The organism is Pannonibacter phragmitetus DSM 14782, from assembly GCF_000382365.1.
Lineage (GTDB): Bacteria > Pseudomonadota > Alphaproteobacteria > Rhizobiales > Stappiaceae > Pannonibacter > Pannonibacter phragmitetus.
Genome location: NZ_KB908221.1, coordinates 1 through 23,070, shown reverse-complemented (window position 1 = coordinate 23,070; position 23,070 = coordinate 1). Strand labels below are relative to the sequence as shown.

The 23,070-nt window shown below is 62.6% G+C and carries 23 protein-coding genes and 1 tRNA gene; 15 read left to right on the top strand and 9 right to left on the bottom strand.

Annotated features, from left to right (window positions below):
* Window positions 1-1,056 carry a threonine aldolase family protein gene (locus H163_RS0112075; protein ID WP_019964844.1) on the top strand — a complete coding sequence of 352 codons (1,056 nt, stop codon included), beginning with the start codon at window positions 1-3 and terminating at the stop codon, window positions 1,054-1,056.
* A gap of 188 nt (window positions 1,057-1,244) precedes the next feature.
* Window positions 1,245-1,703, top strand: coding sequence for a GyrI-like domain-containing protein (locus H163_RS0112070; RefSeq protein WP_019964843.1), 459 nt, complete (start codon window positions 1,245-1,247; stop codon window positions 1,701-1,703).
* A gap of 186 nt (window positions 1,704-1,889) precedes the next feature.
* On the opposite strand, the gene H163_RS0112065 is transcribed toward H163_RS0112070, so the two are convergent.
* Entirely contained in the window at window positions 1,890-2,339 is a 450-nt protein-coding gene (locus H163_RS0112065; RefSeq protein WP_026355768.1) for an Hsp20 family protein, read from the bottom strand.
* 280 nt (window positions 2,340-2,619) lie between these two features.
* On the opposite strand from H163_RS0112065, the gene H163_RS23695 reads away from it, so the two are divergent.
* Both H163_RS23695 and H163_RS0112055 read left to right on the top strand, forming a co-directional pair.
* Window positions 2,620-3,012 (top strand): hypothetical protein, encoded by a 393-nt coding sequence (locus tag H163_RS23695; RefSeq protein ID WP_019964841.1) that lies wholly within the window; start codon window positions 2,620-2,622, stop codon window positions 3,010-3,012.
* Between the two features lie 141 nt (window positions 3,013-3,153).
* Window positions 3,154-4,092 (top strand): alpha/beta fold hydrolase, encoded by a 939-nt coding sequence (locus H163_RS0112055; protein ID WP_019964840.1) that lies wholly within the window; start codon window positions 3,154-3,156, stop codon window positions 4,090-4,092.
* Between the two features lie 18 nt (window positions 4,093-4,110).
* On the opposite strand, the gene hisN is transcribed toward H163_RS0112055, so the two are convergent.
* Window positions 4,111-4,905 carry a histidinol-phosphatase gene (hisN, locus tag H163_RS0112050; RefSeq protein WP_019964839.1) on the bottom strand — a complete coding sequence of 265 codons (795 nt, stop codon included), beginning with the start codon at window positions 4,903-4,905 and terminating at the stop codon, window positions 4,111-4,113.
* 340 nt (window positions 4,906-5,245) lie between these two features.
* Entirely contained in the window at window positions 5,246-6,148 is a 903-nt protein-coding gene (locus H163_RS0112045) for an N-formylglutamate amidohydrolase (RefSeq protein ID WP_019964838.1), read from the bottom strand.
* Between the two features lie 222 nt (window positions 6,149-6,370).
* Between H163_RS0112045 and cpdR the strand changes: the two genes are divergently transcribed.
* The 5 genes from cpdR (at window position 6,371) to H163_RS22730 (ending at window position 9,001) form a co-directional block, all read left to right on the top strand.
* Window positions 6,371-6,730: a cell cycle two-component system response regulator CpdR gene (cpdR, locus tag H163_RS0112040; protein ID WP_019964837.1), complete on the top strand. Its 360-nt coding sequence runs from the start codon at window positions 6,371-6,373 to the stop codon at window positions 6,728-6,730.
* A 157-nt stretch (window positions 6,731-6,887) separates the two neighbouring features.
* A tRNA-Val gene (locus tag H163_RS0112035) sits at window positions 6,888-6,962 on the top strand.
* A 164-nt stretch (window positions 6,963-7,126) separates the two neighbouring features.
* Window positions 7,127-7,252, top strand: coding sequence for a type B 50S ribosomal protein L36 (ykgO, locus tag H163_RS0112030; protein ID WP_019964836.1), 126 nt, complete (start codon window positions 7,127-7,129; stop codon window positions 7,250-7,252).
* Window positions 7,253-7,309: 57 nt separating this feature from the next.
* Window positions 7,310-7,987: a tetratricopeptide repeat protein gene (locus H163_RS0112025; protein ID WP_208975387.1), complete on the top strand. Its 678-nt coding sequence runs from the start codon at window positions 7,310-7,312 to the stop codon at window positions 7,985-7,987.
* A gap of 51 nt (window positions 7,988-8,038) precedes the next feature.
* Entirely contained in the window at window positions 8,039-9,001 is a 963-nt protein-coding gene (locus H163_RS22730) for an alpha/beta fold hydrolase (protein WP_115336498.1), read from the top strand.
* A 126-nt stretch (window positions 9,002-9,127) separates the two neighbouring features.
* Here H163_RS22730 and H163_RS23990 read toward each other — a convergent pair whose 3' ends face one another.
* The 4 genes from H163_RS23990 to H163_RS0112000 form a co-directional block, all read right to left on the bottom strand.
* Window positions 9,128-9,613: a type II toxin-antitoxin system PemK/MazF family toxin gene (locus tag H163_RS23990; protein WP_019964833.1), complete on the bottom strand. Its 486-nt coding sequence runs from the start codon at window positions 9,611-9,613 to the stop codon at window positions 9,128-9,130.
* Window positions 9,614-9,765: 152 nt separating this feature from the next.
* Window positions 9,766-11,202 carry a pyruvate kinase gene (gene pyk / locus H163_RS0112010; protein ID WP_026355766.1) on the bottom strand — a complete coding sequence of 479 codons (1,437 nt, stop codon included), beginning with the start codon at window positions 11,200-11,202 and terminating at the stop codon, window positions 9,766-9,768.
* Window positions 11,199-11,660: a DUF1036 domain-containing protein gene (locus tag H163_RS0112005; RefSeq protein WP_019964831.1), complete on the bottom strand. Its 462-nt coding sequence runs from the start codon at window positions 11,658-11,660 to the stop codon at window positions 11,199-11,201. Before H163_RS0112005 ends, pyk begins: the two co-directional genes overlap by 4 nt.
* A 72-nt stretch (window positions 11,661-11,732) precedes the next feature.
* Entirely contained in the window at window positions 11,733-13,034 is a 1,302-nt protein-coding gene (locus H163_RS0112000; RefSeq protein ID WP_019964830.1) for a glycerate kinase type-2 family protein, read from the bottom strand.
* Window positions 13,035-13,136: 102 nt separating this feature from the next.
* Between H163_RS0112000 and H163_RS0111995 the strand changes: the two genes are divergently transcribed.
* The 3 genes from H163_RS0111995 (at window position 13,137) to H163_RS0111985 (ending at window position 14,613) form a co-directional block, all read left to right on the top strand.
* Window positions 13,137-13,928, top strand: coding sequence for an N-formylglutamate amidohydrolase (locus tag H163_RS0111995; RefSeq protein ID WP_019964829.1), 792 nt, complete (start codon window positions 13,137-13,139; stop codon window positions 13,926-13,928).
* Between the two features lie 19 nt (window positions 13,929-13,947).
* A complete protein-coding gene (locus H163_RS0111990; RefSeq protein ID WP_019964828.1) occupies window positions 13,948-14,250 on the top strand; it encodes a DUF1244 domain-containing protein in 303 nt (100 codons plus the stop codon).
* Between the two features lie 99 nt (window positions 14,251-14,349).
* Window positions 14,350-14,613 carry a DUF2312 domain-containing protein gene (locus tag H163_RS0111985; RefSeq protein WP_019964827.1) on the top strand — a complete coding sequence of 88 codons (264 nt, stop codon included), beginning with the start codon at window positions 14,350-14,352 and terminating at the stop codon, window positions 14,611-14,613.
* 125 nt (window positions 14,614-14,738) lie between these two features.
* Here the strand turns inward: H163_RS0111985 and H163_RS0111980 are convergent, their stop codons facing one another.
* Together H163_RS0111980 and H163_RS0111975 are read right to left on the bottom strand one after the other, a co-directional pair.
* A complete protein-coding gene (locus H163_RS0111980; RefSeq protein WP_019964826.1) occupies window positions 14,739-16,475 on the bottom strand; it encodes a peptidoglycan L,D-endopeptidase MepK in 1,737 nt (578 codons plus the stop codon).
* A 328-nt stretch (window positions 16,476-16,803) separates the two neighbouring features.
* Window positions 16,804-18,360, bottom strand: coding sequence for a sigma-54-dependent transcriptional regulator (locus H163_RS0111975; protein ID WP_019964825.1), 1,557 nt, complete (start codon window positions 18,358-18,360; stop codon window positions 16,804-16,806).
* A 189-nt stretch (window positions 18,361-18,549) separates the two neighbouring features.
* On the opposite strand from H163_RS0111975, the gene H163_RS0111970 reads away from it, so the two are divergent.
* The 3 genes from H163_RS0111970 (at window position 18,550) to H163_RS0111960 (ending at window position 22,761) form a co-directional block, all read left to right on the top strand.
* Window positions 18,550-20,367, top strand: a complete 1,818-nt coding sequence (locus tag H163_RS0111970; RefSeq protein WP_019964824.1) for a M3 family oligoendopeptidase — start codon at window positions 18,550-18,552, stop codon at window positions 20,365-20,367.
* Between the two features lie 35 nt (window positions 20,368-20,402).
* Window positions 20,403-21,287, top strand: coding sequence for a heme-dependent oxidative N-demethylase family protein (locus H163_RS0111965; RefSeq protein WP_019964823.1), 885 nt, complete (start codon window positions 20,403-20,405; stop codon window positions 21,285-21,287).
* A 103-nt stretch (window positions 21,288-21,390) separates the two neighbouring features.
* Window positions 21,391-22,761: an ABC1 kinase family protein gene (locus tag H163_RS0111960; RefSeq protein WP_019964822.1), complete on the top strand. Its 1,371-nt coding sequence runs from the start codon at window positions 21,391-21,393 to the stop codon at window positions 22,759-22,761.
* The last annotated feature ends 309 nt before the right edge of the window (window positions 22,762-23,070 follow it).

The following is a 23,070-nucleotide window of genomic DNA, read 5'->3' as shown; positions in this document are numbered from 1 at the left end:
ATGATATTTGCCAGTGACAATTGGGCCGGTGCCAGCGCACCGGTCGCCGCCGCCCTCTCCCGCCATTCCACCGGGCTTGCTCCGGCCTATGGCGGCGATCCGTTGACGCTTTCGGTCAAGGCCCGCTTCAGCGAGCTTTTCGAATGCAACGTCGAGGTCTTCTTTGTGCCGACCGGCACGGCCGCCAACGCGCTGGCGCTTTCGGCCTATGCAAAGCCCGGCGGCGTGGTCTTTGCCCATGCCACGGCGCATGTGGCCAATGACGAATGCAATGCGCCCGAGTTTCTGACCATGGGCCAGAAGATTCGCGGCCTTCCCGGCGCCAATGGCAAGCTGACACCGGCCGTTCTCACAAATGCCATGGCCGAGCATCCGGACGGGGAGCTCAACAGCGGCCAGGTGGCCGGTCTCTCCCTGACCCAGGCAACTGAATGCGGCACGGTCTATACCGCGAAGGAAATCCGTGCTCTGGCCGATGTGGCCAAATCGCGTGGCATCGTTGTGCACATGGACGGCGCCCGCTTTGCCAATGCGCTGATCACCAGCGGGGGTTCGGCAGCGGATATCACCTGGCGCGCGGGCGTGGATGTTCTGTCCTTCGGCGGCACCAAGAATGGCTGCTGGTGTGCCGAGGCGGTGATCTTCTTCAATCCGGGCGAGGGCAGCCAGTTCCGCTATCTCAGCAAGCGGGCCGGGCATATCCTGTCGAAGAGCCGCTTTGTGGCGGCCCAATTCGAGGGCTATCTGGAGGACGGCCACTGGCTGGACAATGCCCGCCATGCCAATGCCATGGCCCGCCGTCTGGCCGATGGCCTTGTCCGCTCCGGCTTTGCCCGGCTCGCCTGGCCGGTTGAGGCGAACGAGGTCTTCCCCGTGCTGCCCACCCATGTGATCAACCGGCTGAGGGCCGAAGGCGCCGTCATCCGCGAATGGCCGCCCGCCGGTCTTGAGGGCCACACCGCACCGGGCGCCGATGAAGCGCTGCTGCGCCTTGTCTGCTCCTTCGCCACGACGGAAGAGGAAGTCGAGCGCTTTCTGGCACTGGCTGCTGGCTGATAAGCCAGCGGAGCACTTTGCGCGCCGTGTAGGATAATTTTTCTTCAGGCTTGGGATTTCTCTGCACTTTTGGAAGTGGATTCTGCAATCCGGGTTTGCCTTTTCCAGTCTTATTCTAGCCTTGCAGGTCTTGAGTCGTTGCAGTGCGGATCCTTCATGCGGTCCGCCCGGCCAGTGAGGATCGTGCTATGAAGATTCACCCAACCGAAGACTTGCGGGTCTTGTCGATTGCCCGGCGGCTGCGGATCCCCGGCGTGGGAGCCGCTGCTGCAGAGCTGGCCCCCGTGATTGAAGCCGACTGCCACCGGCATGGGCTTGTGGCCGCAGGTCCCTGGATCTTCATTGCACAGGGCCTGCCGCGCGATGGGAAAACAGAGTTCGACTGGCGAATCTGTCTGCCCGTCACTGGTGCTGAAACCTATGACGGGCCGCTGGATTTTCTGCATCTGGAGCCGGTCATGGTGGCTTCAGCGGTGCACATGGGTCCGTTGCGCAGCCTCTTTACGCAAGGATACCGCCCGCTGCTGCGGGATATCGAGGCTTCCCGCCATGTCCTTTCAGGCCAGAGCCGGGAAATCTATCATGACTGGCGGGGAGCAGGGGCGAGCTTCGGCCGTATCGAGATCCAGTTCGAACTGGCACGCTGAACGGAAAAAGCGCCCGGTGGGGCCGGGCGCTTCTGTCCTGTCTCTTTTCCCCGCGCACTGCGGAGAGTTTTGAACGGTGGCTTCATACCAAGGCCCTGAGATGCTGACGCATCACGCCTTGAAGATGCTCAAGCGCCGCACGGGCTTAACCAATGCTCGATGAGTCAAGCTCATCGAGCATTGGTCTCAGTGGGCCTTTGCCTCGATCTGCTTCGGCGTGCCGGCGGCGTTGATCTCGATCTTGCGCGGCTTCATGGCTTCGGGGATTTCGCGCAGAAGATCGATGTGCAGCAGGCCATTCTCCAGATGGGCGCCTTCCACCTTCACATACTCGGCGAGCTGGAAGCGGCGCTCGAAAGCGCGCGAGGCGATGCCGCGGTAAAGCACTTCACCGGCGGTTTCCTCAGACTTCTTCTCGCCCTTCACTGTCAGCGCATGTTCCTTGGCTTCGATCGAGAGATCGTCATTGCCGAAACCTGCGACGGCCATGGTGATGCGGTAGGTGTTTTCGCCCGTCCGCTCGATGTTGTAGGGCGGATAGCTCGGGGTGTCGGAGGTGGCGCTGTCGAGCATCGAAAGCAGCCGGTCAAAGCCGACGGTGGAGCGGTAAAGCGGGCTGAGATCAAAATGACGCATGGTTCTGTCCTCTTCATGAGCAACTGAATGCATGGGCCGGTGCTCCCCCAATTCAGGCGGGAAACCGGCCGTTCCGCAGGCCCGTCTGGCGCCTGCAGCAATGAGGTGGGGAGGGACTCCGGCGGTTTCAAGACCCGGTTTCGCCCCCTGCCGGTGCAGATGAACGGCGGATGAACAACGCCTTCCGTTTTGGTTCAAGCGCCAGGGCGCATCTTCCTCTCAACAGGCTGGCACTGCAGAGAAACGCCGCCAGCCGCAGACAGGAAGAAAGGAGCATACCATGCTGAAGACCCTCATCTCCGCCACCGTGATTGCCGCCACCGCAGCTCTCGCCACCGTTCCGGCTCAGGCCTCCTCCGGCCTGTCCATTGAACTTCGCGCCGGTCAGGGTGCACCTGCCGTCCATATCGATGGCCGTGGAGGTGACTGGGGCTGGCACCGTGACCGCGGCAACCATGGCCGCGATTGGGGCCGCCGCGATGCCCGTCTGTCCCCGCGTGACATCCATCGCAGCCTGCGCCGTCAGGGGTATGAGAACATCGACGTGCGCGGCGGCCGTGGCCCGGTCTATGTGGTGTTCGCCACAGGCCGCCGGGGCATGCCGGTCAAGCTGACGGTCAACGCCTTCAACGGTCACATCGTTGATCGTGAGCGCCTCGGCCGCCGCTGGTAAACCCTGCTGGTAAATCCCCGGGCCCGGAGAGTTTCCCTCTCCGGGCCCTGACTTGTACAGCTCCCTGTCCAAGACAGTTGAGCTGCCGCGCTGGCCAAGGTAACTCTGGGAAGCCTGCCCCTTGAGCCCGAGGCTTCCCAGATGACGCTGACCGAAATTCCCGGCAACCCGATCCCTGATGGCGCGGTGGCCGGCTTCATTGAAACGCCGGACCGCGTCAGGCTGCGCTATGCCCGCTTTCCCGCAAAGCCGGGCCAGCTCAAGGGCACCGTGACACTGCTGCAGGGGCGGGCGGAGTTCATCGAGAAATATTTCGAGGTCATCACCGAGCTGCAGGAGCGCGGCTTCCATGTGGTGGCTTTCGACTGGCGCGGGCAGGGCGGTTCCGACAGCCATCCCGGCTCGTTGAAGCGTGGCAATGTCAGCAGCTTTTCCCGTTACCGTATCGATCTTGAGGCTGTGGTGAGGCAGATTTCGCTCGCCGACTGTCCGGGGCCGCATTATGTGCTGGCCCATTCCACGGGTGGTGCGGTGTTCCTCTCGGCAACAGAGCGCCTGCGCACGCAGATTTCCCGGGCCGTGCTTTCGGCGCCTTTCACCGGATTGAGCGATTTTGGCCGCAAGGAACGGATGATCTTCCGGCTGGCGCGGCTTCTGGCCATGCTGGGGCTTGCCCTTGCGCCTGTGCCGGGGCGTGGGAACGGCAAGGCCGAGACCTTCGAGACCAACCGTCAGACGAGTGACCGGCGGCGCTTTGAGCGCATGGTGGAGATCGGCAAGGCGAATCCCGCTCTCGAGATCGGGCCGCCCACCATTGGCTGGCTGGCGGCCGCCGTACGCTGCCTGATGTCGTTCCGCGAATTGCGGTTTGGCCCGTCCGTGGCTGTGCCGGTGCTGATGATCACCGCCGGACGGGACCGGATCGTCTCCAGCCGGGCAACGGAAGAGCTGTCCACTCGCATCCGGGCCGCCGGCTTCATCGAGATTCCGGGCGCAGAACACGAGCTGCTGATGGAAGAGGACGTCTACCGCGACCAGTTCTGGGCTGCCTTCGACGCCTTCATCCCCGGCGAGGAATGAAGACGCCGTAGAAAAGGCTCAGGTCTGCGGCTCATCCATAAGCTGCTTCAGCACGATTTCATGCAGGCGCGGATCGCCGCTGGCAACGATGCGCCCGCCATTGGCCGGTGAGCCGCCGCTCCATGTGGTGACAACGCCGCCCGCCCCTTCGATGATGGGGGCAAGAGCCACGATGTCATAGGCCTGCAGACCGGCTTCGATCACCACATCGGCCATGCCGGCGGCCACCATGCAATAGGCGTAGCAATCGGTGCCATAGCGGGCGAGGCGGACCTGTTTCTCGATGCGGTCATAGGCGTCCTTCTCCACCGGCTTGAAGATGCGCGGGCTGGTGGTGAAGAGCACAGCATCGGCAAGGCTGCCGCAGGCGCGGGACTTCAGCTGCCGTGTGCCCAGCGGGCCGCGGTACCATGCGGACCTGGTGTCGCCGGCATAGGCCTCGTTCACATAGGGCTGCACCATCATGCCAAGGCTGGGCTTGCCGTTGGTCGTCAGGCCGATCAGCGTGCCCCAGGTGGGCAGACCGGTGATGAAGGATCGGGTGCCGTCGATCGGGTCCAGTACCCAGACATGCTCCGCATCCGTGCGTTCGCTGCCGAATTCCTCGCCCAGAATGCCGTGCTCCGGGTGCCGGGCGTTGATCAGGGCGCGCATGGCCTCTTCGCCGCCCCGGTCGGCCACCGTCACCGGATCAAAGCCGCCGCTGAGCTTGTTTTCGACCCCGTGGCTGGTGCGGAAATGCGGGAGGATGGCTGCGCTGGAGGCTTTGGCCATGTCTTCGAGGAAGGGATAGAAGTCATGTGAGATTTGCATGTCTGGTATGCCTTCCTTGCATGTCTTGCCGTTTGAGGCCTGTTCTGCCGCGCAACATACGGATTTTCGCGGAGACTGCCATTTATTTCAGCCACTTAATAAATGCTGCAGTGCCCGCAGTTTTTGCCTCCGCCATGCCATGCCGTCAAAGGGAACCGCTTGGAAAGGTGCGGAAGCTCTTGACGTTTGTGCGCTGCAATGCGACCTTATTGCAGCGCGATACGACGCGTTGCGTTGTAGCGCCGCCCTCCTTGGGCGTTTCCTCCCTAGACTCGGGCCGCCTCTTTTGAGTGCGGCCCTTTTTTCTGTGGCGCGCCTGCCTGAGCTGTCTTGAGGTGCGTTACTCGGCGGCGATGGACCAGGCCGAAAAGGCGCTGTCGGGCATGGCGGTTAGCTCCCGGACAAAGTCCATGAGATCGGCCGCGACGCGGACGAAATCCGCGCCCCGCTCATGGGTTTCCTCATCCATATAAAGGCCCCGGTTGATTTCCACCTGCAGGGCATGCAGACCCTTGGCCGGGCGCCCGTAATGCTCGGTGATGAAGCCGCCCGCATAGGGCTTGTTGCGGCTGACCGTGTAGCCCTTCGAGCGAAGCAGATCCGCCGCCATGTCCGTCAGTTCGATGGGGCAGGAGGTGCCATAGCGGTCACCCAGGATGAAATCCGGCCGGATGCCCGAAGTCTGGCACCTCACGGTAGACGGCATCGAGTGGCAGTCGATCAGCACTGCGTAGCCGAAAGCCACATGGGTCTGCGCCAGAAGGCGGCGCAAGGTGGAGTGATAGGGTTTGTAGATGGCCTCGATCCGCGCCATGCCCTCTTCCACGGTCAGGCGGCGGGCGTAGATCTCCTGGGTCTCGCTGACGACACGGGCAATGGTGCCAAGGCCTCCGGCCACCCGCAGGGAGCGCACATTGGCATAGGCGGGCAGGCGCCCCTCGAACATCTTCGGGTCGAGTTCATAGGGCTCCCGGTTCACGTCAAGATAGGCGCGGGGGAAGCGTGCCCGCAGCAGCGGCGCACCTATCGGCACCACGCCGGCAAACAGCTCGTCCACGAAGGCATCTTCCGACTTGCGGATCGTCAGCCGGTCCAGCCGGGAGGCGTCGAGAAAGCTCTGGGGGTAGCAGACACCGGAATGGGGGGAGTTGAACACGAAAGGGAGGCGCTGGTCGGCGGGCGCGAGAATCTCGAAGGCTGGTTCAAAGACGGGCTCCGCTCCGAAGCCGGTGATGATGCGCATGGGGCTGACCGCTTTCCGCTCTGCCGGCAAACCTGCCCGGGCGCAAGCTTGCTGTTTCCTTATCTTGCCAAGGAATCAACAGTCCTGTCCACAAATGAGCGAAAGCGCGGTGTTCAAGCCCGCTTCACTCTATCTTTACGGCGGATTGGAATTATAACTGGCATCGAGCACCCACCCCCGGCGGTGGTTTCCCTGAGTTTCGGAGTTTGACGGTTGTCCACCATGTCGCGAATCCTTCTGGCGGAAGACGACAATGATATGCGGCGCTTTCTGGCCAAGGCGCTTGAGAACGCCGGCCATGATGTCGTGTCCTTTGATAACGGCAAGAGCGCCTATGAACGCCTGCGGGAAGAGCCTTTCGCCCTGCTGCTGACGGATATCGTCATGCCGGAGATGGATGGCATCGAACTCGCCCGCCGCGCCACCCAGCTGGACCCGGACCTCAAGGTCATGTTCATCACCGGCTTTGCCGCCGTGGCACTGAACCCGGATTCCAATGCGCCGAAAGATGCCAAGGTTCTGTCCAAGCCCTTCCACCTGAAGGACCTTGTGCAGGAAGTCGAACGCATGCTGGCAGCCTGAGGGCTGCCGGTCAGTGATGTGGGAAGGCGTCTTTCCACAGGTCAGTGCCGTCTGAAAAATTGTTTGACGGTTCTGAGATTGGGGTCTTGCACAGTCCGGCGATCCCCGTTATATCGCTGACCACCGCAGCGCTCCGGCGCTTGGTTCCGAAGATTTCGGGCGTGTAGCTCAGCGGGAGAGCACTACGTTGACATCGTAGGGGTCACAGGTTCAATCCCTGTCACGCCCACCATTATTGCAGCAGGCAAGGCGAGGGCCCGGTCAGCTGCAGGTGAGGAAAGAAGCCTCTGGCGCGATATCCGCGCCGGGGCTTTCGACCAGAAACCAAGTCCATGCGGGCGCCCAGGCGCCCGTTTCTTTTGAGTAGAACAGCAGGGCCCTTCCGGGGACACAACGATGAAGATCAAGAACTCTCTCAAGGCGCTGATGGCCCGTCACCGGGAAAACCGCATGGTTCGCCGTAAGGGCCGTGTCTACATCATCAACAAGAAGAACCCGCGCTTCAAGGCTCGTCAGGGCTGAGTTGCTGGTGCTCGCGGGATCGTGAGCCCCTTCTTGCTTTGCAGGATTGACGGCCGCGTGCAGCAAGGTATCCTTGCCAGCATGCGGCTTTTCCTGTTTGTAGCTTCCCTTCTCGCCCTTCCACTCCAGCCATCGCTGGCACAGGAAGTGACGCCCGGCACACCACCGCCTTCCGCAGAGGATCTAAATACTCTGCCGCCGGAGGGCCAGGAGGATGCGTCCGGTGCGGCAAGGGCGCCTGAGGTCCAGGCTGACGAGAAGCCGCTGGACAGCCTCTACCGGGATCTTGCTGCTGCAAAGTCGGACCGCGACGCGGCTCCGATCGCGCGCAAGATCCAGCGGGCGCATCTTGAATCCGGCAGCGACACGGTGAACCTGCTGATGCAGCGTGCGGCCGTTGCTCTCAGGGCCGAGGACTATGGCCTTGCCCTCGATCTCATGGATGTTGTGCTGCGCTTGAAGCCCGATTATGCCGAGGGCTGGAACCGCCGGGCGACCATCTACTACGTGCAGCGCGAGTACGGCCGTTCACTCGCCGACATCGAGCATGTTCTGGCGCTGGAGCCCCGCCATTGGGGCGCGCTGTCCGGTCTGGCGATCATCCAGCGCCATCTGGACCAGAAGGAAAAGGCCTTGGCCACCTTCCGGAGTGTCTCGCAAATACATCCGGGACTGGAAAGCGCACGTAAAGCGATCGAAGAGCTTGAAAAGGAACTGGCCGGCGAGCCGGTCTGAGGCCGGGCACTGTTCCCTTGCTGCTGCACTCAGGCTCAACCGGCTGCCGGAGTGTCGTTGTTGCTGATTGTTCTCGCCGTTTTCCTGCTCCTCGCTCTCTATACAGAACTGCGCCGCAGGCGCATCAATGCCCGTCACAAACCGGCAGGAACCCTTGGTTTTGTTGACTGTGCACAAGTGCACTATGTCCATTCGCGGCCTCCTGCTGTCTCTGGCGATGTGCCCCGCCTGGTTTTCATCCATGGGGCGAGCGGAAACCTGCAGGATCTGCACCTCGCCTTTGCGCCGCATTTCAAGGACACGCACGAGATGCTGTTCGTGGACCGGCCGGGCCTTGGCTTCTCCGAACGGAGCTTGCCGCCGGATGCCTCGCCGCGGGATCAGGCCCGGCGCATCGCCGCACTGCTGAAGATGCTGGACTTCGGGCCGGCTGTTGTCATCGGCCATTCCTTTGGCGCCTCGGTGGCCGCTGCATTGGCTCTGGAGGCGCCGGAGCGGGTTAGGGGCCTCGTCTTTCTGGCGCCCGCCACACATCCCTGGAATGGCGGCGTCGCATGGTACTACAAGCTCGCTGCGCTGCCCGTGATCGGGGACCTGTTCTGCCGCACGCTGGCCTTGCCCGCTGCCGAACGTCTGGCACCTGCCTCCATACGCAACGTGTTTGTGCCCGCAAGCGTGCCGGAGGGATATGATGCAGCCATCGGCGTGGATCTGTTGTTCCGGCCGGAGAGCTTCCGTGCCAATGCCATGGACCTTGCCGCCTTCAACCGCCATCTGGCGCAGCAGTGCCGCGACTACGGCGCCATCACCCAGCCGGCACTTGCCATCACAGGGGATCAGGACACGGTTGTCTGGCCCAGCATTCACTCGAAGGGCCTTGCGCGCGATCTGCCCAATTGCCGCCTGATCGAACTGCCTGGCGCCGGCCATATGCCGCAGCATAGCCACACGGATGAGATCGTGGCGCTGATCCGGGGGCTTGGAAGCGTGGTTGGGGAGCGTGCGGGCGCTTGAAAAACCAAAGCCACCCCGAGGGGTGGCTTGGCATTTAACTCCCGTCTCCGGGCGGCGAAAGAATGTTTCCATTCCCGCGTATATCTTCAAATATGCGTCTTACTGCTCAAAAGTCAAGGTAAGCGCTTAAGGAAGAGGTTCCGCAAGAGCCCTTGTCATCAGAAGCAGGACGTCCCTCAGTTCCGCAGAAGGCAGTTTCGGGACACCGCCCTTCACTTGCCGCAAGCGGCTGGTGGCAACGGTGCAGGGGTGATCGCATAGAATCCAGCTTACTCTGCCATCCAGCTTGTCGCGAGTCGCCTTGCTGACCTCATGGGCCATCCCGTCATCTGCATTTCTAAGTGATGTTGAAAAAGGCAGAACTGGAACCTTGCCGTGAAGCACGTTCTTGCGGCTTACGATGACGCAGGGCCGGGTCTTCCACATTTCAGGGAGCTCAACTTCGGTTTCCCGATGGAAGTTGCACCAGTAAAGGTCGCCGACGCGCGGTGTGCCCTTGATGACTGGCCTGAATTTCTTGGGCCAGCGTGATTCAGAAACTCGTTTGATCTGAGTAAGCCATTCCTGGATCCAGAACCCCGGGTCTGTTTGATGATGGCCGCTCTGATTCATTCGAGTGCAGTCCAGGAAATTTGTCAGAAGAGATTTTCGCAAACTTCGCCATATATCAAGTGCAATCTATTCTTTGCCCCCTTGGGTTGTGCGCTTTGAAACAAAATGGCCCGCCAGGGGCGGGCCATCAGATGTCTGGTGTTTGAGGGCTCTCAGAGGCCGCTCTGGCCGTCGCTGCCGACGAAGGCGATGCGCAGCATGTTGGTGGAGCCGGGGGTGCCGAAGGGCACGCCGGCCGTCACGATCACGCGCTGGCCGGGCTTGGCGAAGCCTTCCTGGCTGGCGATCTTGCATGCGCGGTTCACCATGTCGTTCTCGTCGTTCGCATCCTCGCTGACAACGCAGTGCAGGCCCCACGCAAGGGCGAGACGGCGCGCGGTGGAGGCGACCGGCGACAGGGCGATGACCGGGGCGGAGCAGCGCTCACGCGCCGCGCGCAGGCCCGTTGCGCCCGACGAGGTGTAGCAGACGACAGCTGCAAGGTTCAGCGTTTCGGCGATCTGCCGTGCTGCTGCCGAAATGGCATCGGCGCCGGTGGCTTCCGGTTCGGTCCGCTGTGCGTGGATGATGGTGCGGAAGTTCTGGTCCGTTTCCACCTGCTGGGCGATCCGGTCCATGGTGCTGACCGCCTCGATCGGGAACTGGCCTGCAGCGGACTCGGCCGACAGCATGATGGCATCGGCGCCTTCGAACACAGCCGTGGCGACGTCCGACACTTCGGCGCGGGTCGGCACCGGAGCGGTGATCATGGATTCCAGCATCTGGGTGGCGACAACCACCGGCTTGCCGGCGCGGCGTGCCGCACGGGTGATGCGCTTCTGGAGGCCAGGAACCTGCTCCAGCGGCATTTCCACGCCAAGGTCACCACGGGCCACCATCAGGGCGTCGGACAGCTCGATGATTTCGGCCAGACGGTCGATCGCCTGCGGCTTCTCGATCTTGGCGAGGATGCCGGCGCGGCCGCGCACGATCTTGCGCACTTCAGCGATATCGTCCGGGCGCTGGATAAAGGAGAGTGCGATCCAGTCCACGCTGGTTTCCAGCACGGCCGTCAGGTCGGCGCGGTCCTTGTCGGTGAGGGCGCTCATGCCGATTTCCGAATCCGGAACGCTGACGCCCTTCTTGTCGGAGAGCTTGCCGCCGACTTCCACGCGGGTCATGGCGCGCGAGGCGGTGCACTCGGTGACAACAAGGCGGATCTTGCCATCGTCCAGCAGCAGGCGGTGGCCCGGCTGAAGTGCCTTGAGAATTTCCGGATGGGGCAGGAAGACGCGGGAGACGTCGCCCGGCGTGGGGTCGGAGTCCAGCACGAAGGTGGCGCCGTCTTCCAGCATCACCGGGCCTTCGGCGAACTTGCCGACGCGCAGCTTCGGGCCCTGGAGGTCGGCGAGAATGCCGATCGGGCGGCCCACCTTTTCCTCGACAGCGCGGATGCGGCGCACCAGTTCGCGCATCAGATCGTGGTCCGCATGGCTCATGTTGATGCGGAACACATCCGCGCCAGCCATGTACAGCTTCTCGATCATCTCCTGGGTGGAAGAGGCCGGTCCCAGAGTTGCAAGAATTTTAACGCGCCGATTTCGCCTCATTGTGCACCCGTTCCCTGTTGTACCGGCTCAGTCAGCTGAACCGTCCAGTTGCTCTGCTCGCCTGTGTCGATCTCGAAAAATCCGGTGCGCTCATAGCCGCGCGCCACACAGTCTTCAATTCCGCGAATCGTGAACTCTTTTTCGCGCGTACACATGTACGCCCGGCCGCCCCATTCGCCAAACTGATCGTAATCGACGGCATAAATGTAATAGTAGCGTGACACAAGTGCTCCTGGCACAAGCGTTTCACAGCTGTTGGCGGCAAGGTTCCACCAGCCTTCGGTGACCCAGTCAGTCTTATCCTTGTATCCGATGGCAACGCCAACGTTGCTTTCGGTCTTGTTACACAGACGCAAGTCCGCTTTTGCCGTATCGCTCAGGAAAGCCACAGCAACGAATACCGCAAATGCAAGAGCTGCACGCGCAAAGCCTGTGCCGGTCCATGCCGGATCTCTCATGCCCTGCGTTCCTTGTCCGTGATCATTAAACCGATTTAATCCGATAATTTGTGAGGACCTTTGCGGTCCGGGTCATGTCCTGTCAATGACAACGGCACGGAAGTCGTTGACATTGGTGAAAGTCGGCCCGGGGGTCAGCAGATCCCCAAGCTTCTCGAAGAAGCCGGTGCTGTCGTTTCTCGCCAGAAATGCGGCAGCATCAAGACCCAGAGCGCTTGCCCGGGAAAGGGTGGACGAATCAAGCATGGCGCCGGCTGCGTCGTCTGCGAGCCCGCGTCCGCCATCCGTGCCGTCCGTGTCCCCGGCAACAGCCGAAATGCCCTCTGCCCCGCCAAGAGCGAGCGCCAGTGCCAGCGCATATTCCTGGTTCGGCCCGCCGCGCCCATCTCCCGCGATGGTCACCGTCAGTTCGCCGCCCGACAGAAGCACGCACTTTCGGCCATTCCGTTGCAGATCCCTGGCAAGCGCGGCATGCGAAGCTGCAACATCGCGCGCTTCGCCTTCAAGGCTGTCGCCCAGGAGGATCGTTTCGTAACCTGCCGCCTCTGCCACGCGCTTTGCTGCCTCGATGGATTGCATCGGCGTTGCCACAAGCTTGTAGCTGCGCCCTTCGAAAGCGGCATCTCCCGGCTTGATGCTTTCGTTGGCCGGGTCGTTCAGTGCAGTCTGAATGGACGGGGGCAGGGTAATGCCGCGTGCCAGGCACAGTCCGCGCGCATGCTGCAGCGTGGTTGGGTCCGGTACGGTAGGGCCTGAGGCAATCACCGCCGGGTCGTCACGGGGCACGTCGGACACGGCCAGCGTCGTCAGCGCCACATCGGGACGGATTGCCTTGGCAAGACGGCCGCCCTTGATGCGGGAAAGGTGTTTGCGGATGGTGTTGATCTCGTCGATCGTCGCGCCGGAGCGCAGCAGCGCCTTGGTCAGAGCCTGCTTGTCAGCAAGTGACACACCTTCAGCGGGGGCAATCCAGTTGGCCGAGCCGCCGCCCGAGAGCAGCACCACCACATGATCCCCGGGTTGCGCGCTGCGGGCAATGTCAAGGCAGCGCAGCGTTGCTGCAACGCCAGCCTCATCCGGCACGGGGTGTCCGGCCTCGATCAGCTCGATGGTGCCCGTCGGGCGGGCGTAGCCATGGCGGGTGACGCCGAGACCCAGAAGCCGGTTCGGGCCGAGGCCCCGGTCTTCCCGGTAATGGCGCTCGGCTGTCTCCAGCATGGAGCCTGCCGCCTTGCCTGCCGCCAGCAGAATGATCCGCCCGCTTTCCACAGGTTCAGGCAAATGCGGGGGAAGGCACTGTCCCGGCAGCGCGGCATCAACGGCCGCCTGAAACAAGGTTTCGAGAAAGGAAGCGGTATGTGTGGCGACGGGCATCGAAAACCTGTTGGTAGAGGCGCCTCTGTGTTCTATTTCTTACGCAAGCAAAGCGCTTGCGTCACCCGAATTGCGCATCCTCTCAACCGTCATCCCCGAGCAATGCACTTGAACCCTTCCGCATTTGAACCTGTCGAAGCAATTGACGGGAATCTGGGCTGCGGCCTGCTGCTGTTGTGCGATCATGCCCGCAACGCCCTGCCGCCCGAATATGGCGATCTGGGCCTGCCTCCGGCACAGTTTGAACGGCATATCGCCTATGACATTGGCGTGCGGCCGCTGACGCTGGAGCTGGCACGGCGGCTTGCCGCGCCAGCGCTGATGACGACCTTCTCGCGCCTGCTGATCGATCCCAACCGGGGTGAGGATGACCCGACGCTGGTGATGCGCCTTTCGGATGGTGCCGTTGTTCCCGGCAATGCCCGCCATGATGCGGCGGAGCGGGAGCGCCGCATTGCGCTCTACCACCGTCCCTATCATGACCGCATCGCGGCCACTCTGGATGCCATGCTGGAAGCGGCGGCGCCTCCAGTCGTGGTATCGGTCCACAGCTATACACCGGTCTGGCGCGGCACGCCGCGGCCCTGGCATGCCGGCCTTCTGTGGGACAAGGATCGGCGCGCGGTTACACCCGTCTTTGAAGCCCTGTCTGCGGATGGAACGCTGGTCGTTGGCGACAATGAGCCTTACGATGGAGCCCTGAAAAACGACACAATGTACCGCCACTGCACCCGGCGCGGCCTTGCCCATGTGCTGATCGAGGTGCGTCAGGATCTGATCGGTGATGAGGCGGGCGTGCTGGAATGGGCCGGCCGGCTGGAACCAGTCCTGCGCGCCATGACGGCGATGCCTGACCTGCGCCAGATCCGGCATTACGGGTCGCGGGCGGACTGATACAAGCGGAGAGACAGCGATGGATCTTGATGCAGCGACACAAGAAAAGCTGGAAGCAGCGGCCTTCCGCCGGCTGGTGGAGCACCTGCGCAAGCGCACCGATGTGCAGAACATCGACATGATGAATCTCGCCGGTTTCTGCCGCAACTGCCTGTCCAACTGGATGGCGGAAGAAGCGGGCAAGGCCGGTATGAACCTCGGCAAGGACGAGGCAAGGGAACTTGTCTACGGCATGCCTTATGAAGACTGGAAGCGTCTCCACCAGCGCGAGGCGACGGCGGAACAGAAGGCCGCCTTCGACGCCAGCCGTCCGGAGCACTGATCCGTCTTCAAACTTTGGGGCTTCCCCTCAAGCCGCCGCTTGACCCGGCCTTCAGGCCGTGGCAGGGCAGGCGCAATTCAAAACTGAAGGAGTGCTAGCATGTCAGATCCGGGTGGCGTTGCCGCAGACCAGCTCAGGGCGTTCATCGAGCGTATCGAACGCCTTGAGGAAGAGAAGAAGGTGATCTCCGATGACATCAAGGATGTCTATGCAGAGGCCAAGGGCAATGGCTTCGACGTCAAGATCCTGCGCAAGGTGATCTCCCTGCGCAAGAAGCAGCCGCACGAGCGCGAGGAAGAGGAAGCGATCCTCGATCTCTACCTTCAGGCTCTTGGCATGTCTGCCTACGCCGGAAACGGCTGATCACCGGTCCACGACCGGCACACACGGGCGGCTTGGCCGCCCGTTTTTGTTTCAGGATACCGGACATGAAAAAAGCGGCCCCGAGAGGCCGCTTTTTTTTGTTCCGAGCTGTCTACGCCCGCAGATCAGCGCGTGTAGACCACCGGGAGGATTGCCACGGCATTGCCAGTGAAGCTGTCCGCACGGATGTCCTGAGGAGCGGCCGTGGTGAAGCTGTTCTTCAGGAAGCGGTTGCCCGGCTCCAGCAGCTCCGTCAGCTTGCGCTGGTTCGGATGGCTCATCTTTGCAAAGGTGCCGGTGCGCAGCGTCGATTCAGCCGAGATGATTTCCGGCGAAGTCTTGTCCGGTGCGCGGGCAAAGCCTGCGAGCGGGTCCTTGATCTGTGAGGGGACGAGACCTGCAAGGGTCGGAGCAGGCGCCGCCGGCTTCTTCTTGTCGCGGGCCATGCGGGCTGCAGCTTCTGCGGCCTTGGCGCGCAGCACGTCCTGCGTGGCCGGCTGCGGCTGTGTGGCTGCCTGCGAGGCATAGGCCATGGCCGCTGCTGCCAGTTGTGGCTTGGGTGCGGGCTGGGTGCCCGTGGCTGCGAGGATTGCAGAGACCGGGTCGGTGGCCTGCGCCACGGCACGTGCGGCGGCCGACTGCGGCTTGGCATGCGGTACAGCCACTGCCGCCAGCTGCTGCACGGCGGCTGCCGGCTGTGCCGGAGCGGAGGCCGGGACAGGCGCCGCGGCAGCCTGTTTCAGAGCATCGTCTGCGCTGACGCCACCTGCATCAGCCGATGCGATCTGGAAAGGAATGTTGGCCGGCTCGCGCGCCTCGGCGGGCTTGCCTTGCGGCAGCGTGGCTGCGGTCACAACAGGAGCTTCAGGCTCGGGTGCCCGTGCCGGTGCTGCAGCAGGGGCCTGGACCGGCGCTGCGGCGGGCGGAGTTGCTGCCGCAGTGCCGCGTGCAGCGACTGCACCCGGGCGCACCTGGGCAGGGGCGCGCTCAGGCTGTGCAGCAGCCTCTTCGACGTCATCATCCTCGCCGGAGAAGAGGGCAGCCAGGAAGTTGCGGCCACCGGTCGAGGCCGGGCGCACGATCCGGCCGTCGTCACCTGAGGTGAGGGTCTGGCCACGCGTGTTCATACGGCTGTTGCCGCTGCCGCCTTCCTCGTCATCCGAGTTGCTGGCCACGACAACCGGTGCGGACCGGCGCCCGCTCTTCAGTTCGGCGAGCGCCTGCTGATAGCCCTGCATCGGCTTGCCATCAGAGGGAATGTGAACGGTCTTGCCATCCGGGAAGACGTTTGCCAGCTGCTGGCGCGTCATCTTCGGCCAATGGCGGACGCTGCCGGTATCCATATGGACGAAGGGCGAGCCGGAGGTGGGGTAGAAGCCGACGCCGCCAACCTGCCTGCGCAGGCCGGTGGCACGGAGCTTTGCAAGATCAACGCCGGGGATGAAGAAGTCCATCGCCTTGCCGAGCATGTGCTGGCTCTTCTGCGCCACACCGCGAGAGCGGCCGCGCAGCATGTTGTTGGTTGCCGGCGAACGGTAGCTCGACACCACGTGGATGTAATCACGTCCGCCGACCTGCTGGTACACTTCCCAGACCAGGTCGAGCAGATTCGGGTCGATGTTGGTGATCTCGTTGCGCCGCCAGTCCCGGAGGAAACGGTTCGCGTCACGCAGGCCGCCCGGGATATACCGGCCGTCTTTCTTGAACGTGATCTGAACTCTTTCCTTGGTGTGCACGTTATAGAGCTTGAGGGTGCGGCTTTCGGCATGTGCAGATGACACACCGGGTGCAACCAGGGCAGGTGCAAGGAGCATGGCGCCGGCAACACAGACGAGCGCCGCAAGGCGCTTCAGTCGTGTCATGGCGTTGTCTCGGGCAAACCGTTTACGCAAATCACTTCTCGCATTCTATCGGCCTGGCGGCCGGAACTTCCCCCCGATGATGAAGAGGACGTTACCGGCGCGAGGTTAAGAAGTTTTTACCGTGATTTCATTTCACGGCCCATAGTGGCGAATTTACAATAAGGAATCCAGCCCCTGTTTCTGCGTATACCGCATTTGATAACCGGCTGATTCCCATCGTCTTGTCCTCCTGCAGAGACAGCACCGGCTGGCATTTGCGAAGGTGCTGCGCGGTCAGCGCGCTGCGAAACTTCTGTTGACAGGTGCCAAAATGCCGCAGCCTTGGCCGCTACACGTCCTCGCGCTGGTCCGCACCGTCCTCCAGACCGTAATCCTTCAGCTTTCTGTACAGTGTCGAGCGGCCAATTCCAAGCCGCTTTGCCACTTCGGTCATCCGCCCGCCGTAGTGGCTGATGGCTGTCCGGATCATTTCCTCTTCCACGGCCGTCAGGCTGCGCAAGTGCCCGTCGTCGTCCAGACTGCGGAGGAACCCGTAGGGTGCGCTTGTGGCAGCTTGATGATGAGGCGGCACAGCCTGGCCGCCCTGTGGAGAGCCTATGGAAAACGTGGCGGCTGCACCTGCCGCTGGCGAAGAGCCCGCGGTCACGCTGGCAGGCCCGGCCTTCAGTTCCGGAACCGGCAGGGGATGATCGAGTGCTGCTGCCACCTGCGGGAAATCCTCAGGCACGAGCTGGTCGCCGTCGCACAGCACCACGGCGCGGAAGATGGTGTTTTCCAGCTGGCGGATGTTGCCGGGCCAGGTATAGGCCTGCAGCAGGGCCAGAGCCTCAGCCGAAATGCCGCGCACCTGCGGCTTGCCTTCCTCCGCTGCAAAGCGAGCGAGGAAATGGCGGGCCAGCGCCGGAATGTCCTCGATGCGATCGCGCAGCGGCGGGATCCAGATCGGAAACACATTGAGCCGGTAATAAAGATCCTCGCGGAAGCCGCCTTCCTTCACCAGATCCAGCAGGCGCCGGTTGGTGGCGGAAATGAGCCGGAAGTCCACCTTCACGGGGCGGCGGGCGCCGATGGGGTCGATCTCCCCTTCCTGAAGCGCGCGCAGGAGCTTGACCTGCACTTCCATAGGCAACTCGCCCACTTCGTCCAGGAAAAGGGTGCCGCCATGGGCTTCCTGGAACTTGCCGACATGCTTGTCGACCGCGCCTGTGAAGGCGCCTTTCTCGTGGCCGAAGAGGATCGATTCCACCAGATTGTCCGGAATGGCGCCGCAGTTCACGGTGATGAAAGGGCGCGACTTGCGGTCACTGGTGCCCTGGATGGCGCGGGCGATCAGCTCCTTGCCGACGCCGCTCTCTCCTTCGATCAGGATCGGAATGTTGGACGAGGCGGCCCGCTGGCCAAGACGCAGCACGCGCTCCATGGCGGCCGAGCGGGTAATGATCTCGTTGAAGGTCAGCGTGCCGGACGCGCGCTTGTGCAGGCGGGTGATTTCGCTCTCGAGTGCTGAGACCTTCATCAGATTGCGGATGGAAACCTCCAGCCGCTCCGCCGACACAGGCTTGACGACGAAATCCTGCGCGCCCGCATTCATGGCATTGACGACTGTGTCGATGCCGCCATGTGCGGTCTGCATGATCACCGGCACGGCAATCTTCTGGGCGCGCATCTGGCGCAGGGCGCCAAGGCCGTCCAACTCCGGCATCACCATGTCCATGACGACAAGGTCGATATCCGCGCCTTCCGCACCTGTCATGATCTTCAGCGCTTCGGCACCGTTTTCGGCAAGCTTCACCCTGTAGCCAAAACGGGTGATGGCCTCCTGCAACAGGCGGCGCTGGATCGGGTCGTCATCAACAACGAGGATGCGTCCGCTGGCTGCTACCATTTTACGTCCCGGCCTTACCTGTCTCAATTCGGGCCATCATTCGCAGCCGCAAGTAAACAAATCGTCCATAATCATGGCGCCATTCGATAGAATGATGATTGCTTGTGACGGGGTTTGCGCCCTAATTTCAACAAGCACAGACTTGCAGACATGTCTTTGACGCATCGCACGGATGCAACCGGAGGATTTATGAAGGGTATTGAAGCCGCCAGCGCCCACGCAACCGCAACAGGGCTGGGCGACTTGCCGGAATGGGATCTCACAGACCTCTATCCGGCACTGGATGCACCGCAGGTTCAGGCTGATCTGGCCGCAGGTCTCGAACGCTCCCGCCAGTTTGAAGGCGCTTACAAGGGGCATCTGGCAAGGCTTGCCGCTGAAGACAGGGACGGGCTTCTTGCTGCGATCCAGTCCTTTGAGGATCTGGAAGACCTGCTCGGCAAGCTGATTTCCTTCGCGGGCCTCGTCTATGCCGGCAACACCACCGATCCGGCCCGTCAGAAGTTTTATGGCGACGTGCAGGAAAAGATCACGTCGGCCAGCTCCCACCTCCTGTTCTTCACGCTGGAGATCAACTCCATCGAGGATGCGGTGATCGAAGCGGCGCTGGAGGATTCCGGCCTGAAACACTACCGGCCCTGGTTCGAGGATCTGCGCAAGGAAAAGCCGTTCCAGCTGGAAGACCGGGTGGAGCAGCTGTTCCACGAAAAGTCCGTCACCGGGCGCGGTGCCTGGAACCGGCTATTTGACGAAACGATCGCCTCGCTTCGCTTCACCGTTGGCGGGGAAAACCTTGCCATTGAGCAGGTGCTGAACCTGTTGCAGGATGCTGATCCGGCTCGGCGCAAGGCAGCCTCCGATGCGCTGGCCGAGACCTTCAAGGCGAACCTGCGGGTCTTCACGCTGATCACCAACACGCTGGCCAAGGACAAGGAAATCTCCGACCGCTGGCGCAAGTTCGAGGACATTGCCGACAGCCGGCACCTTGCCAACCGGGTGGAACGCGAGGTGGTGGATGCCATGGTGGCTGCCGTGCGCGAGGCCTATCCGCGCCTATCGCACCGCTACTATGCGCTCAAGGCCCGCTGGCTCGGCATGGACAAGCTGAACCACTGGGACCGGAATGCGCCGCTGCCGAAGGCGGACAACCGTGTCATCCCCTGGAGCGAGGCCCGCGATACGGTCCTGGCAGCCTATGCCGGTTTCTCGCCGGAGATGGCGGAAATCGCGCAGCGTTTCTTCGACAAGGGTTGGATCGACGCGCCTGCGCGCGACGGCAAGGCACCGGGTGCCTTTGCCCACCCCACCGTGCCGAGTGCGCATCCCTATGTGCTGGTCAACTATCTGGGCAAGACGCGGGACGTGATGACGCTGGCCCATGAGCTGGGTCACGGCGTCCATCAGGTGCTCGCTGCCCCCAACGGCCCGCTGATGGCGCCGACGCCGCTGACGCTGGCCGAGACGGCGAGCGTCTTCGGCGAGATGCTGACCTTCCGCTCGCTGCTGGACAAGGCCGAGGACAAGCGCACTCGCAAGATCATGCTCGCCTCCAAGGCAGAGGACATGATCAACACGGTGGTGCGGCAGATTGCCTTCTACAGCTTCGAGCGCCGCATCCATTCCGAGCGGCGCAACGGCGAGCTGACGGCGGAGCGCATCGGCGAGATCTGGATGGATGTTCAGCGCGAAAGCCTTGGACCCGCCATCCATCTGGGTGAGGGCTATGAGACCTTCTGGACCTATATCCCGCACTTCATCCATTCGCCCTTTTATGTCTATGCCTATGCCTTCGGCGACTGCCTCGTGAATTCGCTCTATGCTGTTTACGAAGAGGCCGAAGCCGGGTTCCAGCAGAAGTATTTTGATCTGCTGAAGGCCGGTGGCACCAAGCATCATTCGGAGCTGCTGGCGCCCTTCGGGCTTGATGCCGGCGATCCGGGCTTCTGGAAGAAGGGCCTGTCGGTGATCGAGCGCATCATCGACGAGCTGGAGGCGATGGAAGACTGAAGCTCGGTTTTCCATTGTTGAAATGAGGAGAGGGGATGTTCCGTTACACGCCTTATGACGGCTCGAAGCGTCCCTTCTCCATTGGTCTGGAACCGGTGCCGCAGGAGCGCTGGTTTGATCCGGACGAGCGTTTTGCCGAACAGCTGGCACGCAAGCGGGAGCTGATGGCAACCGTGCCGGATGTGGTGATCCACAGCGAGCCTGAAACACTGGCGGCTCAGGCCGAGGCATTCGCTCTTCTCTCAGAGCATCTGCCGGCAGCCCATCCGGATCTTTACCGCGCTGAGGGCGGCGGCGTTGCGTTGCAGGCGGATGGCTCTGTCTTCCGTATGCAGGGTGCCGAGCCGCCGCTGCAGACCATCAGCCGCGCCGTGCAGGAAGATCTGGTGCTGATGCGCAAGGGGGAGGGCGGCTGGCGCCTGGCTGCGGCCTCGCTCTGTTTTCCGTCCTCCTGGTCGCTGGCCGCCAAGGCGTCGCAGCCGATGGCGCAGATCCATGAGCATGTGCCCGGTTACGCCGGACGTATGGGGCAGACGATTGACCGGATCTTCGACAATCTGAAGCCCGGCCAGCTTGTGGCGCGGCTCAACTGGTCGGTCTATGACAGCCCGGAGCTGCACCACTCCCGCCCCAAGCAGATGTCTCCGCAAATGGCGGAAGGCGAGGGGGCGATGCTGGCGGGCGCCTTCATCCGGGTGGAGCGGCAGACGCTCTCACGGCTGCCGGATAGCGGCGATCTGCTGTTCACCATCAAGATCCATCACGATCCCTTGCGCCTGCTGGCCGCGCAGCCGGGGGCGCGGGAATTGGCCGCAGGGCTGGTGGAGCAGCTTGGAAGCCTTGATGAGGCGCAATTGCGCTACAAGGGCCTGACGCTGCACCGCGACCAGCTCGTCGCAGATCTCGCCAGTGTCCGTTGATGGGGCCAGCCTCCGTTGATGGGGATTGGCAATGTGACTTGCTGAACGGAGCCAGCGTCCCATATGGGAGCAGGACAAGAGTTCAGCATGTCAGGAAGCCTTGATGTCCGCAGGTAATGACAGGGAAGCCAACCGGTTTTCGGCCCGCGTTGGCCGCTATGCCCGCGTGGGTACCAATGTGGGCGGCGTTGCCGCCAAGCTGGCGGGGGCGAAGCTCTTCGGTCTTGCGGCGGACAACAGGAAGGATGCCGAGAGCCTTGCCGCCGCGCTGGGCGGCCTGAAGGGGCCGCTGATGAAGGTGGCACAGCTTCTCTCCACCATCCCCGATCTGCTGCCACCCGAATATGCTGCCGAACTTGCCAAGCTGCAGGCCAATGCCCCGCCGATGGGCTGGGCTTTCGTCAAGCGCCGCATGCGTGCCGAACTGGGCGCGGACTGGGAGCAGCGCTTCGCCATCTTCGAGAAGGAGCCCGCGGCGGCCGCCTCGCTGGGGCAGGTGCACCGGGCCGAGGCGAAGGACGGCCGTGCACTGGCCTGCAAGCTGCAATATCCCGACATGGCCTCTGCCGTTGAGGCGGATCTGAGCCAGCTTTCCGTGCTGTTCTCCCTGCACCGGCGCATGCAGTCGGCCATCGATACCCGCGAAATCGCCAAGGAAATCGGCGAGCGGCTGCGCGAGGAGCTGGATTATCAGCGCGAAGCGCAGCAGACGGCCGTCTACCGCGCCATTTTCAAGGATGAGCCGCGCATCCGCGTGCCCGAGGTGGTGCCGGAACTCTCCACCAATCGCCTGCTGACCATGGGCTGGCTGGATGGCCGGCCGCTGCTGGACTGGAAGGACGCGGATCTGGAGACGCGCAACCGGCTGGCCGCCACCATGTTCCATGCCTGGTGGCATCCTTTCAGCCATTTCGGTGTTATCCATGGCGATCCGCATCTTGGCAATTACACCGTGTTTCAGGAAAACGGCGAGGCGGCAGGCATCAACCTGCTCGACTACGGCTGCATCCGCATCTTCCCGCCTGCCTTTGTCGAAGGCGTGGTGGATCTCTATCTGGGGCTCCTGCATGAGGATGAGGCACGGGTGGTCTCGGCTTATGAGCGCTGGGGCTTCAAGGGACTGACGCGGGAGCTGATCGATGTGCTGAACATCTGGGCCCGTTTCATTTATGGCCCGCTCTTGAGCGACCGCGTGCGCTCCATCGCTGACGGGGTGAGCCCGGCCGAATATGGCCGCAAGGAAGCCTTCCGCGTGCAGCAGTCGCTGAAGAAGCTTGGCCCGGTGACGGTGCCGCGCGAGTTCGTCTTCATGGACCGCGCCGCCATCGGCCTCGGCGGTGTGTTCCTGCATCTGCGCGCCGAGCTGAATTTCTTCCGCCTGTTCAACGAACAGATTGATGGTTTCAAGGTGGAGACGGTCGCTGCCCGTCAATCTGCGGCACTGGAAAGCGCGGGGCTTGTGGCGGGCGGGTAATTTCTTCTGTCTGTGAAAGTGACGAGAAGAGCTGGCCTTGCAGGCCTCAAGCCCCTTACAGGCCCCGGCACAAGACCCATACGCGCTAACTTATTTTGTTGCGACGATTTTTGCTTTGTGATTCTGAGTTTGCATGAGACCCGAATCACTTCTGACTGATGACTGGCGAGGCGTTGTCGAGCGGCTTGGCGGCAGCGATTTTCTTGAGCAGAGCGCGTCGCAGACCGGTGCCTTGCGGCGGCGGCGGTCGTTTTCGAGTGCGGTGGATCTGCTGCGGCTCATTCTGGGCTATTGCCTTGGCGATCATGG

What these genes read in the sequence shown, in the direction of transcription:
- H163_RS0112075 (WP_019964844.1), top strand. Translation starts at nt 1, where the DNA reads ATGATATTTGCCAGTGACAATTGGGCCGGTGCCAGCGCACCGGTCGCC.
- H163_RS0112070 (WP_019964843.1), top strand. Translation starts at nt 1,245, where the DNA reads ATGAAGATTCACCCAACCGAAGACTTGCGGGTCTTGTCGATTGCCCGG.
- H163_RS0112065 (WP_026355768.1), bottom strand. Translation starts at nt 2,339, where the DNA reads ATGCGTCATTTTGATCTCAGCCCGCTTTACCGCTCCACCGTCGGCTTT.
- H163_RS23695 (WP_019964841.1), top strand. Translation starts at nt 2,620, where the DNA reads ATGCTGAAGACCCTCATCTCCGCCACCGTGATTGCCGCCACCGCAGCT.
- H163_RS0112055 (WP_019964840.1), top strand. Translation starts at nt 3,154, where the DNA reads ATGACGCTGACCGAAATTCCCGGCAACCCGATCCCTGATGGCGCGGTG.
- hisN (WP_019964839.1), bottom strand. Translation starts at nt 4,905, where the DNA reads ATGCAAATCTCACATGACTTCTATCCCTTCCTCGAAGACATGGCCAAA.
- H163_RS0112045 (WP_019964838.1), bottom strand. Translation starts at nt 6,148, where the DNA reads ATGCGCATCATCACCGGCTTCGGAGCGGAGCCCGTCTTTGAACCAGCC.
- cpdR (WP_019964837.1), top strand. Translation starts at nt 6,371, where the DNA reads ATGTCGCGAATCCTTCTGGCGGAAGACGACAATGATATGCGGCGCTTT.
- ykgO (WP_019964836.1), top strand. Translation starts at nt 7,127, where the DNA reads ATGAAGATCAAGAACTCTCTCAAGGCGCTGATGGCCCGTCACCGGGAA.
- H163_RS23990 (WP_019964833.1), bottom strand. Translation starts at nt 9,613, where the DNA reads ATGAATCAGAGCGGCCATCATCAAACAGACCCGGGGTTCTGGATCCAG.
- pyk (WP_026355766.1), bottom strand. Translation starts at nt 11,202, where the DNA reads ATGAGGCGAAATCGGCGCGTTAAAATTCTTGCAACTCTGGGACCGGCC.
- H163_RS0112005 (WP_019964831.1), bottom strand. Translation starts at nt 11,660, where the DNA reads ATGAGAGATCCGGCATGGACCGGCACAGGCTTTGCGCGTGCAGCTCTT.
- H163_RS0112000 (WP_019964830.1), bottom strand. Translation starts at nt 13,034, where the DNA reads ATGCCCGTCGCCACACATACCGCTTCCTTTCTCGAAACCTTGTTTCAG.
- H163_RS0111995 (WP_019964829.1), top strand. Translation starts at nt 13,137, where the DNA reads ATGCACTTGAACCCTTCCGCATTTGAACCTGTCGAAGCAATTGACGGG.
- H163_RS0111990 (WP_019964828.1), top strand. Translation starts at nt 13,948, where the DNA reads ATGGATCTTGATGCAGCGACACAAGAAAAGCTGGAAGCAGCGGCCTTC.
- H163_RS0111985 (WP_019964827.1), top strand. Translation starts at nt 14,350, where the DNA reads ATGTCAGATCCGGGTGGCGTTGCCGCAGACCAGCTCAGGGCGTTCATC.
- H163_RS0111980 (WP_019964826.1), bottom strand. Translation starts at nt 16,475, where the DNA reads ATGACACGACTGAAGCGCCTTGCGGCGCTCGTCTGTGTTGCCGGCGCC.
- H163_RS0111975 (WP_019964825.1), bottom strand. Translation starts at nt 18,360, where the DNA reads ATGGTAGCAGCCAGCGGACGCATCCTCGTTGTTGATGACGACCCGATC.
- H163_RS0111970 (WP_019964824.1), top strand. Translation starts at nt 18,550, where the DNA reads ATGAAGGGTATTGAAGCCGCCAGCGCCCACGCAACCGCAACAGGGCTG.
- H163_RS0111965 (WP_019964823.1), top strand. Translation starts at nt 20,403, where the DNA reads ATGTTCCGTTACACGCCTTATGACGGCTCGAAGCGTCCCTTCTCCATT.
- H163_RS0111960 (WP_019964822.1), top strand. Translation starts at nt 21,391, where the DNA reads ATGTCCGCAGGTAATGACAGGGAAGCCAACCGGTTTTCGGCCCGCGTT.